The sequence below is a fragment of the Massilia sp. CFBP 13721 genome (assembly GCF_014842025.1).
Classification (GTDB): Bacteria; Pseudomonadota; Gammaproteobacteria; order Burkholderiales; family Burkholderiaceae_D; genus Telluria.
Genome location: NZ_JACYUY010000036.1, coordinates 19,094 through 32,973, shown reverse-complemented (window position 1 = coordinate 32,973; position 13,880 = coordinate 19,094). Strand labels below are relative to the sequence as shown.

Annotated in this window: 7 protein-coding genes and 2 pseudogenes; 5 read left to right on the top strand and 4 right to left on the bottom strand. The window is 61.9% G+C overall.

The window, feature by feature from the left end:
- Positions 1–13: 13 nt before the first annotated feature.
- Positions 14–1,798, bottom strand: a complete 1,785-nt coding sequence (locus tag IFT60_RS24200) for a thiamine pyrophosphate-requiring protein (protein WP_192056664.1) — start codon at positions 1,796–1,798, stop codon at positions 14–16.
- A 10-nt stretch (positions 1,799–1,808) separates the two neighbouring features.
- Positions 1,809–3,038 carry a zinc-dependent alcohol dehydrogenase gene (locus IFT60_RS24195; RefSeq protein ID WP_192056661.1) on the bottom strand — a complete coding sequence of 410 codons (1,230 nt, stop codon included), beginning with the start codon at positions 3,036–3,038 and terminating at the stop codon, positions 1,809–1,811.
- Positions 3,039–3,269: 231 nt separating this feature from the next.
- Here IFT60_RS24195 and IFT60_RS24190 point away from each other — a divergent pair, with 231 nt between their 5' ends.
- The 5 genes and pseudogenes from IFT60_RS24190 (at position 3,270) to IFT60_RS24170 (ending at position 8,592) form a co-directional block, all read left to right on the top strand.
- Positions 3,270–3,968 (top strand): DUF3027 domain-containing protein, encoded by a 699-nt coding sequence (locus tag IFT60_RS24190; protein ID WP_192056659.1) that lies wholly within the window; start codon positions 3,270–3,272, stop codon positions 3,966–3,968.
- A 1,245-nt stretch (positions 3,969–5,213) separates the two neighbouring features.
- A pseudogene (locus tag IFT60_RS24185) lies at positions 5,214–5,324 on the top strand (IS3 family transposase); the annotation flags it as partial.
- A 989-nt stretch (positions 5,325–6,313) separates the two neighbouring features.
- Positions 6,314–6,487: pseudogene (locus IFT60_RS24180) on the top strand (TMEM175 family protein); the annotation flags it as partial.
- A gap of 370 nt (positions 6,488–6,857) precedes the next feature.
- Entirely contained in the window at positions 6,858–7,469 is a 612-nt protein-coding gene (locus tag IFT60_RS24175; RefSeq protein WP_192056654.1) for a TMEM175 family protein, read from the top strand.
- 94 nt (positions 7,470–7,563) lie between these two features.
- The gene (locus IFT60_RS24170; protein ID WP_192056652.1) at positions 7,564–8,592 is read left to right on the top strand and encodes a chemotaxis protein CheB; all 1,029 of its coding nucleotides are present in this window, start codon (positions 7,564–7,566) and stop codon (positions 8,590–8,592) included.
- A gap of 17 nt (positions 8,593–8,609) precedes the next feature.
- On the opposite strand, the gene IFT60_RS24165 is transcribed toward IFT60_RS24170, so the two are convergent.
- Both IFT60_RS24165 and IFT60_RS24160 read right to left on the bottom strand, forming a co-directional pair.
- The gene (locus IFT60_RS24165; protein ID WP_192056649.1) at positions 8,610–9,629 is read right to left on the bottom strand and encodes a chemotaxis protein CheB; all 1,020 of its coding nucleotides are present in this window, start codon (positions 9,627–9,629) and stop codon (positions 8,610–8,612) included.
- Positions 9,630–9,713: 84 nt separating this feature from the next.
- Positions 9,714–13,874 carry a CheR family methyltransferase gene (locus tag IFT60_RS24160; RefSeq protein ID WP_192056647.1) on the bottom strand — a complete coding sequence of 1,387 codons (4,161 nt, stop codon included), beginning with the start codon at positions 13,872–13,874 and terminating at the stop codon, positions 9,714–9,716.
- Positions 13,875–13,880: the final 6 nt, after the last annotated feature.

The following is a 13,880-nucleotide window of genomic DNA, read 5'->3' as shown; positions in this document are numbered from 1 at the left end:
GGTCAGGCGGCCATTACTCCTCGCCCTGCACCTCCAGCGCCCTGCGCACCGCCTCCGCATCCGAATCCCCCGCCTCGATCGCCTTGAAATACTGCTCCGCCTGCGAACGCGTGATATGCGGCGGCAGTGGCGGCATGTTCGGGTCGCTCATGACGTCGATCACGAACGGGCGGTCGGCGCGCAAGGCGGCGTCGAGCGCGGTGGCGATCTGGTCGGGCTGTTCGACGCGCATGCCGTCCAGGCCCAGCAGCTTGGCGTAGTCGGCGTAGGCGACGTCGGGCAGCGGCTGCGATTCGTCGACCTTCGGCTCGCCTGCCATGCCGCGCTGCTCCCAGCTCACGAAACTGAGGTCGCGGTTGTTCAGCACGATGACGACGATGCGCGGGTCGGCCCAGGTTGTATAGTCGCGCGCCATGGTGATCAGGCCGTTCATGCCGTTCATCTGCATGGCGCCGTCGCCGGCCAGCGCGACCACCAGGCGGCCCGGATGGGCCAGCTTGGCCGCGTAGGCGTAGGGCACGGCCGAGCCCATGGTGGCGAGGCCGCCGGACAGCGAGCCCATCATGCCGGGTTTGGCCTTGATGTCGAGCGCGTACCAGGAAGCCACCGAGCCGGAATCGACGGTGAGAACGGCATCGTCGGGCAGGCGCTCGGACAATTCCCAGAACACACGCTGCGGATTGACCGGCGGCGCTTCCGGGTTCATGGCCTTGCGTTCGAGCAGCGCCCAGCTTTCCTTCACGGCCTTCTCAATCCGCCCACGCCAGCTGCGGTCCTCCTTGCGCTTCAACAGTGGGATCAGGGCTTGCAGCGTCGCCTTGCTGTCGCCGACCAGGCTGCATTCCATCGGATAGCGCAGGCTCACCATCTTGCCGTCGATGTCGATCTGCACGCCGCGCGCCTGCCCTTCCGGCGGCAGGAATTCCGAATAAGGAAAACTGGAGCCGACCATCAGCAAGGTATCGCACTCGTTCATCATCTGGAAGGTGGCTTGGGTGCCGATCACGCCGATCGAGCCGGTGACGAAAGGCAGGTCGTCCGGCAGCACCATCTTGCCCAGCAGCGCCTTGGCAACGCCGGCGCCGAGCAGCTCGGCCACCTGTATCAATTCGTCCGCTGCGCCATGGGCACCGGCGCCGGCCAGGATCGCCACCTTGCCGCCGGCATTCAGGATGCCGGCCGCGGCCTGCAGCGCGTCCGGCTGCGGCACCATGCTGCGCCCGACCATGCCCATACCCGACATGACGCTGCCGTGCTCGCGCGGCGGCACCGGGACCGCGTCCAGGGTCTGCAGGTCGCTTGGCACGATCACGCAGGTGGGGCGGCGTTCGGTCTTGGCGATGTGGAAAGCGCGGTCGATCAGGTGGCGTATCTGTTCCGGGCTGGATGCCATCTGCACGTAGGCGCCGGCCACGTCCTTGAACAGCGAGACCAGGTCGACTTCCTGCTGGTAGTCGCCGCCAAGCGAGGCGCGCTTTTGCTGGCCGACGATGGCAACCACCGGCTGGTGGTCGAGCCTGGCGTCGTACAGGCCGTTGAGCAGGTGAATGGCGCCGGGGCCGGAAGTCGCCAGGCAGACCCCGACCTCGCCGGTGAACTTTGCGTGGGCGCAGGCCATGAAGGCGGCCATCTCCTCATGGCGCGCCTGCACGAAGGCGATCTCGTCCTGCTTGTGCAACGCCGCCAGGATGCCGTTGATGGCATCGCCCGGATAGCCGAAGATGCGCTGCACGCCCCATGCGCCGAGGCGCTCGAGCATGAATTCGCCAACCGTTTGCTTGTCTTCTTGTTCCGCCATGATGGCCTCCTCAGTCGACGCGGCCTTCGCGCGATTCGATCAGTTCGACCTTCAGCCAGCCAGGGCGGCGCAGGTCGAATTCCTTGTAGGCGTCGATCACCGAATCCATGCCTTCGCGTTGGGTGATGATGACGGTCGGGTCGATGGCGCCGGTGCGCACCAGTTCGACCAGGTCGGGCACGTACTTGCGGTGGTTGCAGTTACCCATGCGGATGGTCAGGTTCTTGTTCATCGCGGCGCCGATCGGGAAGCTGTCGTCGGCCGGCGGATAGACGCCGATGATCGACAACGTGCCGGCCTTGGCCAGCGCCTGCACCGCCCATTGCAGGGCCTGCGACGGCGCGTCGCCCGGTACCCAGTTGTCGCCGTCGGGATGCTGCACCGGGGCGATCTTCTCGACTTCCTGCTGGAATTGCTCCTTTTTCTCGGCAGCCTCTTTCGCCGCGGGGCCATGGTGCGGACATTGCGCATCGACGCCGACCGCATCGATCGCGCAGTCCACGCCGACGCCGCCCGTAAGTTCCATGATCGTCTTGACCGGGTCTTCCTCGTCGAAGTTGATGACCTCGGCGCCCTGGCGGCGCGCCATATCGAGGCGGTCCGGCAAGTGGTCGACGGCGAGCACGCGCCCGGCGCCCATCAGCTTGGCGGAAGCGATCGCGAACTGGCCGACCGGGCCGCAGCCGAACACGGCCACCGTATGGCCGTGTTTAATATTCGCCATGTCGGCGCCAAAATAACCGGTCGGGAAAATATCGGAGATCAGGATCGCCTGGTCATCCGTCACTTCGTCGGGCAGCTTGACCAGGTTGACATTGGCGAAGGGAATGCGCGCCTTTTCCGCCTGCAAGCCGTTGAAGCCGCCGGCCGCTTCCGGGCCGCCGAAGAAGGCGGTACCGGCGGTCGGACCGCCCGGGTTGGCGTTGTCGCACTGGGCGTAGTAGCCGGCACGGCAGTAGGAACAATAACCGCAGGCGATGGTCGACGGGATCACCACGCGGTCGCCGACTGACAGGTTGCGCACGTTGCTGCCGATTTCTTCGACGATGCCGACGGCCTCGTGGCCGAGGATGGTGCCCTGCTTCATGCCGCTGAAGGTACCGCGCACGAAGTGCAGGTCAGTGCCGCAGATGGCGCTGGTGGTGATGCGGACGATGGCATCGAGGGGCTGTTCGATCTTCGGTTCGGGGACGTCATCGAGGCGGATATCCCCGATGTCGTGGAATACGACGGCTTTCATCGTGGTCCTTTCTCTGGTTGTTGGAGCAACGCCGGCGCTGCGGCAGGCATGGAAAGCCAGCTTAGCATTGTGATTTGTGGTCGAGCCGCACGTTTCCTTTGGTAATGGAGAGCGGCGGACGTCATACCAGGTCATTCATCCAAAAGATTTTATTCATTGATGTTGTTGATAAGGTTCCGTATACACTCGGACGCAGTCCTCACGCTTTTTCACTCTTATTTAACAAGAACAATGCCCGACGAAGAACTCACAACCGAACAGGCGAACAAAAAAATCCAGACCTTGATCGGACTACCGGTATCGTTTCCCTGGAAAGGGTACGGAACGGCAATATTTCTTGAGCTTGGTGAATTGAGGCAAGGACTCAATCATCAGCGAAGGACACATGAGGAAGGTGAAGCCTGTATCCATATTGGTTGGGACTGGCGGTGCGAGGCTGGGAATGCAGTACTTTTTGGTAGTTCAAGTAGCCGACCGGCTATCGAGCGAGGCGTCCGAACGCTTCATGGATCAAAAGTGGTGGGCATCGCAATCAACGGCAAGGTGCCCGAATTATCGATCGAATTCTCGACCGGACTACGTCTGATCACTGCCGCGATGCTGCCAAACGGTTCCGAATGGTCAGTACGTTTGGGGGAAGGCCTATACCTGAATGCCGAAAAAGGCATTCTGCTTTTCGGGAAAGGTGCGCAGTCAGGACTGACTCATGAAGAAGAGGCGGAATTCGAGCACGCGGAAGAGACTGCGAAAAGATGGGGATGCCCGGTCGCTGAACCGAAGCGAGGCCTGTGTCAGGACTGTATATGGATGAGGCCCATCGATGGCGATGCAAATTTCCTGGATTACGGTGTTTGCACCTCAAGAGAAAGTCCAATGGACGGACGCGTTGTCAACGGTCGGAGCGGTTGCGCTGCATTTTGTTCGGGTTGAAAAGATATGGGCAAGAACCGCTTGGAAGCCCTCAGCGACGGCGCTACGAAAAATCTGTCGGCGACAGCCAAAATGAACCTGTTTATCCTGCGACAAGTTTATAATTTTGACATGCATTATGACCAAAGTACCGCTCTGAAATCGCCAGTCCGACGGCAAGATTGGCGGCACCGGAGATGAGCGCTTTGCTCGATGCAAAGGAGTTCAAAATTACCCGCCTGCGCCGCCAGGTAACGTAGTTTCAGCAGCAGATCTTAGGCCAGAAGAGCGAGCGTCGGACGCCTGAAACGGAAGGCGTCGAGGCAAGGCATGGTCACGTTCATCGCGCGCATAGCCGCCAATCGCGCCATCACGTACTTAGTGACAACTCCTGAGTGCAGAGCTGGGGAGGAGTTGCCACAATTGATAGTTTCCAAAAATAATTTAACTCTTAGTATCTAAATGCTACAATCCATCAGCCGGCCTGCAAAGCGCGCTTGTCAGTCGGCTTCACTTACATCGGGAGCTGATAATATGGGCGGCACTATTTCCAAAGTACGTACTAAAGCAGTTGATAGTGTTATAAACAACACGCTGCGATTGCAATGCTCGCGAAAGTACCAGTTCTATAGAGCTGCCTGTTGGGTTTTCGGCTTCGCCGGGATACGTGATCACGACCAGGTTCGAGCTGTCGCCTCCGCCTTCGAGGATTTCGGTGCAGAGGTATTTCAAGGGCAGCACAGCAATATGGCACCACAGCTAAGTCGCGCAAGCAATCGCATGGCTCAACTGTTGGAAATTATTCGACAAGAAACGCCCTATCGGCGGCGATCGTCGATGGAGTAACCATTCCAATCAGAGTCTATGGTGCTTTTCAAGGTGTTGCCGATAATGGACATGTAACCCCTGACCACGCTTGGTTTGTCGTCGAAGCAAATAATACGGTTTACGAGACATTTCCGAACTTGGCATTGCAGTGGGAGCCAGCAACTCCGCAGTCAATACATCAGCCAGGGTCCATTCAAGACGAAGCTCATATTCTAGGCCATACCTACGCGGTTGGCGAAACGAGGTCAGTGATGAGCGCAGCTCAGCTTCAAAATATCATAGACCATGATGAAACATTTCTTGATAGCATTGCTGGGTATATTCAACTCAACAGTCCAGATTGAAGAATGCCAATGCCGTCGGGCGGCGCCACGAACACGCCCGGGTCGCCGCCCGCTAGCGTGCTTACCGTCCCGTCTGGTGTCACCTTGAGTGAGCATGGACGCGTCGCTTATGGCACGCATGAAGGAGCTGGAAGACGAGAATCGGCGCCTGAAGAAGATGCACGCCCAAGAACCTCTGAAGGTCGAGATCGTCGACGAGGCGCTGACGCACGGTAGCGATTTTCGGGCGCTACTGCCGCTCTGGCCCGTCTTCATGGGCTACGTTCTTAGCTTTATCTATGTCGGGATCTACTAGAACAAGCTCCAGTATGGATGTCACCTACAATTATTAATTCCAACACCTTAATTCTGTTGAGGTTAGCAGTAAAGGACTACTTACAAAGTAGCTCTCTTGTAACTTTTATCATTTCTTGTGAGCAATAGAATTAATACCCTTAATTGTAAACTTGCGGCTGTACAGTAGCGACTTGTAATACGTACCACCTGCCTTAGTAGCGGAAGTAATCAGCTTCTTAATCGCGTCCTCAAGTCCAGTCTCAGCGTATGCGATCGATTCGGAGTTCGATGAGGGGTAGTCGGGGTCTATAGTAATGCATGGCACAGCCGGGTGGCCAATCTCTTCCAGATAAGCGAAGAACGCCTCCTTGGCGATGCAGGCGCCGAACATCCGCCAAGCATACTTTTTCCCCCAGTAGTAGTTATCGGTAGCGCTGTATGAGACGCGGCGATCATTTTTCTCGCGCTCCCCCTCATATTGCTTTTTGCAATTTCTTGAGCCGCTATGTAGCTGAACATCGGATTAACAAGGCCTAAAGGGGATAAAGCAGAGCGTTCAATTATCTTTTGCCATCGCTCGTCACAGTGAAGCCGATGTTATACCGTTCTCCTTCTTTGACAACAGGTAGCGCATTAGCTTCGACTCGTACCACGTCCCCGTAGTCGCTGGGCGAAAGCGGTAAAGGGCGGTACCGCCGGGTAGCGCAGTAATTGTGTACTCAATAACGATAATGTCGTGAGTAGTGTGTAGTTCTTTGGGTTTCATAATGGTCCTCTGGAAACTTATTTTAGGTTCAGGCCGCTAAGCCACCCAATATCTGGTGATAGAGGTAAAAAGATCCAGAAAAGCATTTACCACGTCGAAGTCCACCCTTCGATAGTGTTGTTATCTAAAAACTAAATGTAACTGGATCACCCATGGGCAAGAACCGCCTCGAAGCCTTCAGCGACGGCGTCATCGCCCTCATCATCACGATCTTGGTGCTGGAACTAAAAGTCCCGCACACCGCGGACTTCCATGCCTTGCTGCCGTCATGGCCCGTCTTCATGGGCTATGTGCTCAGCTTTATCTATGCTGGTATCTACTGGAACAAGCTCCAGTATAGATGTTACCCATCCACTTGCGAGGGAAGGAACGCAGATGGTACGTGAAGCGGTGCAGAGACTTGTAGCCCTGGGAAAGCTGCCATTAGAAGAGGATGCCTCAGCAGATGACCTGCAAGAGTACGAGAGGTTATACCGACAGGTAACTCGACCAGTTACTGATGAAGAAGCGGCGGTGCTCGTTCAGGTGATGGGGGCCGACGATTGTTTTGGCCTTGCGTGGGCGCTGGTGCACCTGATTGAGACTGCACCGGGCTGGCCCGTCATAAGCTGCCTTTTCGATACGGCTAACCCTTGGGTTGTGGAACTGCGAGTCCGGACGGCACGCGGCAATTGAATGTGAGAACGGAGTCCAGAGATGGGTAAAAACCGCCTCGAAGCCTTCAGCGACGGCGTCATCGCCATCATCATCACAATCATGGTGCTGGAACTGAAAGTGCCGCATACGGCGGACTTCCACGCCTTGCTGCCGCTATGGCCCGTCTTCATGAGCTACGTGCTCAGCTTCATCTACGTCGGCATCTACTGGAACAATCACCACCACCTCATGCATGCAGTGGAGGAAGTGGGCGGCGGCGTGCTGTGGGCGAACCTGCATCTGCTGTTCTGGCTATCGCTGATTCCCTTCGTGACCGCCTGGATGGGCGAAAACCATTTCGAGACCTGGCCGACCGTTGCCTACGGCATCGTGCTGTTCATGAGCGCGGCGGCGTATTCGCTGCTGGTGCGCAGGCTGATTGCTCACCACGATAAAAATTCGACCCTGGCCGAAGCGGTTGGCGGCGACCGCAAGGGGAAGATCTCGCTCGTGCTGTACCTGGCCGGGATCGCGCTCTCCTGGCTAACCGCCTGGCTCGGTTTCCTGGTGTATGTCGGCGTGGCGGTGATGTGGTTGATTCCGGACCGGCGCATCGAAGAGAAAGTGATCGAAGAAGCGCAGGAGGAAGCGGCCGGAGCGGAACAGCGCTAAGGCCGCCACCCGCGTTCGCCACACTGGCATCCCCCGCGCCACGCTTTACCGTTTCGCGCTAGCTTGAGGGTATCGTCCCCCTCGTGAGTCTCCCATGCCCAAGATCGTCGTGATCGGCGGATCGTTTGGCGCCCTCAACGCGCTGAAGGTCATCCTGGCAGACTTGCCGGAGGACTTTCCCGCAGCAATATTGATCGTCACTCACATCGGCTCGCACAGCAGCGTGCTGCCCGAGATCCTGGGCCGCAGTTCGACGCTGCAGGTACGGCATGCCATCGACGGCGAGCCGATCGTGCCGGGACGGGTGCTGCTGGCGCCGTCCGACGAACACCTGACCGTCGTCAGCGACGGCGCGCGCAGCTATGCCCGCCTGGTGCACGGTCCGAAGGAAAACCATTGCCGGCCGGCGATCGATCCGCTGTTTCGTTCCGCGGCTGCCGCATATGGCAGCGACACGATCGGCGTTATCCTGACCGGCTACCTGGACGACGGCACCGTCGGTTTGCAGGCAGTCAAGGCGCGCGGCGGGATCGCCATCGTGCAGGACCCGGCCGACGCCGAGGCGCCGGACATGCCCGTCAGCGCGCTCAGACACGTCGATGTCGACCGCGCGCTCTGTACCGGCGCGATCGCGCGGGCATTGGTCGAACTGGTCACTGCCGGCACGCAGGAAGACGGCGCAGAGGGAGTCAATACCACGGCCGGCGCCCTGGACTGGATCGATATCGAAAACCGGCTCATTGGCAGGGACAGCGATATGGACGACCTGGAGCAACTTGGCAAGAAGTCGGCATTGACTTGCCCCGAATGCAATGGCGCATTGTGGGAGATGGATATCGGCGGCCTGGTTCGCTACCGCTGCCATACCGGCCATGCGTTTACGGCCAGCGTGCTGGAATCACTGCAAACCAGCGCCGTCGAAGATGCGCTGTGGGGAGCGATCCGCGCACTCCACGAGCAGGAGCGGCTATTCGAAAAAATGCGCGAGAAGGCGCTCGAGGCGGGCCAGCACGCGTCCGCCGCCGATTACCAGGCCAAGGCGGCGCAGGCCAGGACCCATTCGCAGTCCTTGCGCGACCTGATCGCCACCGCGGCGGTGCTCGTCAAACCCGAACCTCCTTGAGCAGGCTGCCGGGCCTGTCAATCCGCTGCAAAGAATTCCGTGTCGAGCACCAGTTCGCGCAGCGGCTTGCACTTCGCTTCGGCCAGCTCGGCTTTCACCTGCAGCCGCGCCGCCTCCTCGTGCTGGCCCGCCTCCAGGGCCAGGGTGGCCATGTGCTGCAGGATGAGGATCCGTTCCTCGATGGCGCGGATCGTCGCCCACAGGCTGCCGTCGACAGCAACGTTCACTTCGGCAAGAAGCGTCTGGAACGAATAGGCATGGCCGGTATGGCAGCGGAAGCGGATGACCCGCCCTTCCTCGATCTGCGCCAGCACGCCGCCACATTCGGGGCAGCTGTACTTCGATGCTTTTCCCAGGTCCATCACGTTGGCATGCATGTCGCTCTCCCCGAGGGCAATCGCATTCTCCAGCTTCAGTCCAGGCCGGGGCGGCTCGGCGGGAAGGCAGGGCAGCTCCTCAACGACTGCCAGCGCGATCCGCGCGGCCAGGCCCGCGATCGTTCCGACATAATCTACATCGACATGTTCGATTGCGCTATCGGGCATCGAACGGTACGCGGCCTCCTCGGGATCCTGGACAAAGGCCAGGCCCTTGCGGTCCTTGACCTGCCACAGCCCGGCGGTGCCGTCGTCCAGGCTGCCGGACAGCACCACGCCCACCACACGCGGACCGAAGGTCAACGCGGCCGAGCGAAACAGCACGTCGATCGCCGGCCGTGCGCGTGATTCCTTGGGGCCGCGGGTGACGCGGATACGCTCGCGCTCGACCATCAGGTGGCGGTCCGGCCCCGCCACGTACACCGTATCGGGCATGATGCACTGGCCGTCGGCGGCGAAGGTCACGGACATCGATGTCGCCGCCTGCAGAATGCGGTCGAGCTGGCTGTCGTATTGGGCCGACAGGTGCAGCACCACGAAATAACTCACGGAGGCGTCGGCAGGCAGCGCCGCGAACAAGGCCCGCAGCGTGTCCACGCCCCCGGCAGATGCCCCGATCACGACGATGTTGCGTCGGCCGGTTTTCAAAAGCGCGTCCATGCTGCCTCCCGGATTTTCATGCCTGATTATATGAAAATCGTCTGGTTCCCGGCGTACGCATGAGCACGGGCCAGGTCTGGACCATCAATCCTCGCCGGTCGCCTCGTGGCGCCGCGGCAGCAGTTCGTGCACGATCGCGTGCAGGTGGTCGATCGACACCGGTTTGCCGAGCTGGGCCGAGAAACCGGCGGCGCGCGCACGGGCGATGTCGTGCTCGCGCTGCAAGCCGGTCACCGCGATGGCCGGCAAGCCGGCCAGCTTCGGGTTGGCGCGGATGCGGCGCAGGAATTCGTCGCCATCCATCCCAAGCATCGACATGTCCGAGATCAGGAGGTCCACCGTTTCGCGCTCGAGGATGTCCAGCCCGCGCTGCGCGCTGGTGGCCTCGAACACGGTGGCCCCGCTCGTTTCCAGCAAGGCCTTGAAAGTCATCAGCATCTCTTCCATGCCGTCCACCACCAGGATGCGTATTCCGGCCATGCTGTCGCGGACGTCGGTGTGAGGGCCGCCCTGCAGCGCCGCCGCGCTGTCGAGCTGCGGCAGCCAGAAGGTGAAACGTGCGCCCTTGCCCACGCCTTCCGAGTGCGCCTCGACCCGCCCGCCCTGCAGGGCGACGATTTCGCGCACCAGCGCCAGGCCGATGCCGAGCCCGCCCATGGTGCGGGTCGTGACCGCCATGCTCTGGCCAAACATGTCGAACACGTGCGGCAGGAAATCGGGCGCGATGCCCTGGCCGCTGTCGCAGACGTCGACCCGCACTTGCCCGTCCTCGCCGCGCAGGCGCACGTCGATGCGGCCGCCGGCGGGCGTGAACTTGACCGCGTTGCTCAGCAGGTTCATCACCACCTGCTCGATGCGCACCACGTCGGCCAGCACGTACAGGCCGCCGGCCTCGTCGGCGACTTCGATGGCGATCTCGCGCGCCGCCGGATCGGCACGCTCGGCCTCGACGATGCCGGCAACCACGGGACCCAGCGCCAGCGGCGCCATCGACAGCGACAGCTTGCCGGTGCGCACGCGCGACATGTCCATCAGGTCGTCGATGATCTTTGCCTGGCTCAGCACGGCGTTGCGGATGATGGCGGCCGCCCGCATGAACAAGGGCGAGGTGCGGATCTCAGGCATGCGTGCCAGCAGCTCGACGTTGATGTTGATCATGTTGAGCGGATGGCGCAGCTCGTGCGACATGATCGACAGGAATTCGTCCTTCAAGGCCGCCTCGTTGCGCGCATCCGAGCGCGCCGTCGCTTCGCGCTCGTGCGAGGCCTGCTCGCGCTCGAGTCCCTGGCGTTCGCGCCTGGTGGCGTCGCGCGCGATTTTGACGTAGCCGTGGCAGTTGCCGTTGTGCAGAGGCGTAGTCACGCCGCTGCAGAAGACGCGGCTGCCATCCTTGCGCAGGTGCCAGCGCTCGTCCTCGGCGCGGCCATCGGACCGCGCGCGGCGCAGCTCGCCGGCCGGCACGCCGGCGGCGCGGTCCTCGGGCACGAACAGGCGTTCGATGGCGTGGCCGAGCATGTCCGCGGCCTTGTAGCCGAACAGATACTCGGCGCCGCGGTTCCAGCTCGTCACGCGCCCGCCGCCGTCAAGCGTGACGATGGCGTAGTCGTCGGCGCTCTCGGCCACCATCTGCATGCGCGCCTCGCTGGCGCGCGCCTGCTCCTCGGCCCCGCGCCGCGCGGTGATGTCGAAGAAAGTCATCACCGCGCCTTCGATGCGGTCGTCGTTGGTGCGGTAAGGCAGCAGGCGCACGATGTAGTAACGGTCGTCGCTGCTGCGCACTTCGCGCTCGACCAGGCGCAGCGTGTCGAAGGTGGCGCCGACGTCTTCGGCCAGCCGGTCGTAGTCGAGGCGGTGGGTCAGGTCGAGCAGCGAGCGGCCGATGTCGGATGCGATGATCGAAAACAGGTCGGCCGCACGCGGCGTGAAGCGCTTGATGCGCAGGCCGCTGTCGACAAAGATGGTGGCGATGTCGGTCGAGGCGATCAGGTTGTTCAGGTCGTCGTTGGCCTTGCCGGTTTCCTCGACCTTGGCCTTCAGTTCGTAATTGACGGTGATGAGCTCCTCGTTCACCGACTGCAGCTCTTCCTTGCTGGTTTCCAGCTCTTCGGTGGCCGAACGGAGTTCCTCGTTGATCGCCTGCAGTTCCTCGTTCGAGGCGCGCAGCTCTTCGGTGGAAATTTCCGCATTCTCGATCGTTTCCTGCAGCTGCTCGCGCTTTTTCTGCAGTTCGGCCTCCAGCTGGGCCAGCACCACGTCCTGGCTGCCGTTGGGCAGCAAGGGCGTACTGCGCGCCGGCGCCTGCTCGACACGGTTGAACAGCAACAGCAGGAAGTCGGTTTCGGCATCCTCGTCGCGGAACGGGCGCACCGTCATGGCCACCGTGCCGAATTCCTGCTTTTCAAGCAGCGCGATCGGGCGGCACTCGACGCTGGCCGCGTTCTGGGTAGCCTGGTAGATCGCCGAGCGCAACTCCAGGCGCAATTCCGGCAGCACCAGGTTCAGCACGTTGTTCGAGGGCTCGCCGACGCCCATGCGCAGGAATTGCCCGGCCTGGGCCGACATGTGGACGATGTTGCCATCGTTGTCGACAATGGCCGAGGGCGGCGCGAACTGGGCCAGTGCGCGCTGGTGCAATTCGGCATACGAGACCTGGCGCTTGCCGGACGGCTGGTCGCGCGCCGTCTCGGCCAGGCGCGGACCCGCCAGGGCGTGGTGCGGCGGCTGGTATTGCAGCGTGCGGATGCCGCCGCGGGCGCGGTAGATGCGGTTTTTCTTGTCGACCGGAATGAAATACTCGGCCACCGACTCGGCCGACTCGGACGAGCCGAGGAACAGGTAGCCGCCTGGCCTGAGCGCGAAATGGAAGGTTTTCAGCACGTGCAGCCGGGCCTCGCGGTTCAGGTAAATCAGCAGGTTGCGGCAGGAAATCAGGTCCAGGCGCGAGAACGGCGGATCGCGCAGCAGGTTGTGCGCGGCAAACAGGATGTGGTCGCGCAGCGTTTTGCGGACGCGGTAGCGATTGTCTTCCTTGTTGAAATACTGGCGCAGGCGTGAGGGCGCCACGTCGGCGATGATGGCCGCCGGGTAACTGCCCGCCCGCGCGCTGGCGATCGCGCGCTCGTCGATGTCCGAGGCGAACACCTGGAAGCCCGGCGGACGGTCCGACAATGCGGCGTGATCGGCCAGCAGCATCGCGATCGAATACGCTTCCTCGCCGGTGGCGCAGGCCGCCACCCAGGCGCGTATTTCATCGCCCCGCCCCTTGTCGCTGAACAGTTCGGGCACGATCTCGCGCTTGAGCGCATCGAAGGCTTCGCGGTCGCGGAAGAAATTGGTCACGCCGATCAGCATATCGCCCAACAAGGCCTTGTGTTCGGTGGCGTCCGTCGCGAGCAGGTCGCGGTAGGCCGGCAAGGTCCGCACGCGGCGCACCTGCAGGCGCCGTTCGATACGGCGCAGCACGGTGGCGCGCTTGTAGTGGCGGAAGTCGTGGCCGGTATGTTTTAACAGATTGACGATGATCTCTTGCAGCGCGCGCTCGGCGGCGGAGGTATCGGCTTGCTCGGCCACCTGGGCCACGGGCTGCTCGTCGTCGTCCGCCGGCGGCAACTCGATGGCGCGGGCGTTGCTCCACAACTCCATCAGCTTGTGCGGCATCTCGACCACGGGCAGCACGAAATCGACCACGCCGGTCAGGATCGCCGCGATCGGCATTCCCGTGTGCTCGGCGTCGCCGGGCGCCTGCGCCAGCGTCACACCGCCCTGTTCCTTGATCCGCGCCAGGCCGACCGCGCCATCGGCGCCGTTCCCGGAGAGCACGATGGCGATCGAACGTTCGCGGTGCACGTCGGCCAGGGTCCGGAAGAACAGGTCGATGGCGGTATGGCGGCCGCGCTGGCGCTCGCGCTCGTCGACCAGCAGCAAGCCGTCCATCATCGACATCTGTTGGTTGGCGCCGATCACATACACGTGGCCGGGCGCGAGCTGCACGCGCGCCGTCACCTCGACGACCGGCATGCGGGTAGCCCGCTGCAATATCTCGGCAGGAGAACCCGGATGTTCCGGCGCCGCCTGCAGGATGACCAGGAAGGCCATGTCGGGCTCGTCCGGCATCTGCTCGAGCAGTTGCAGCAGTGCTCCCAGGCCACCGGCGGAAGCGCCGATCCCGACGATCGGATAGCTGAGCGAGCCCCTGACGGCGCCCGGCTCGGCCGGCATACCGGCCGCGTTCGCTGAATCGTGCATGGTCGT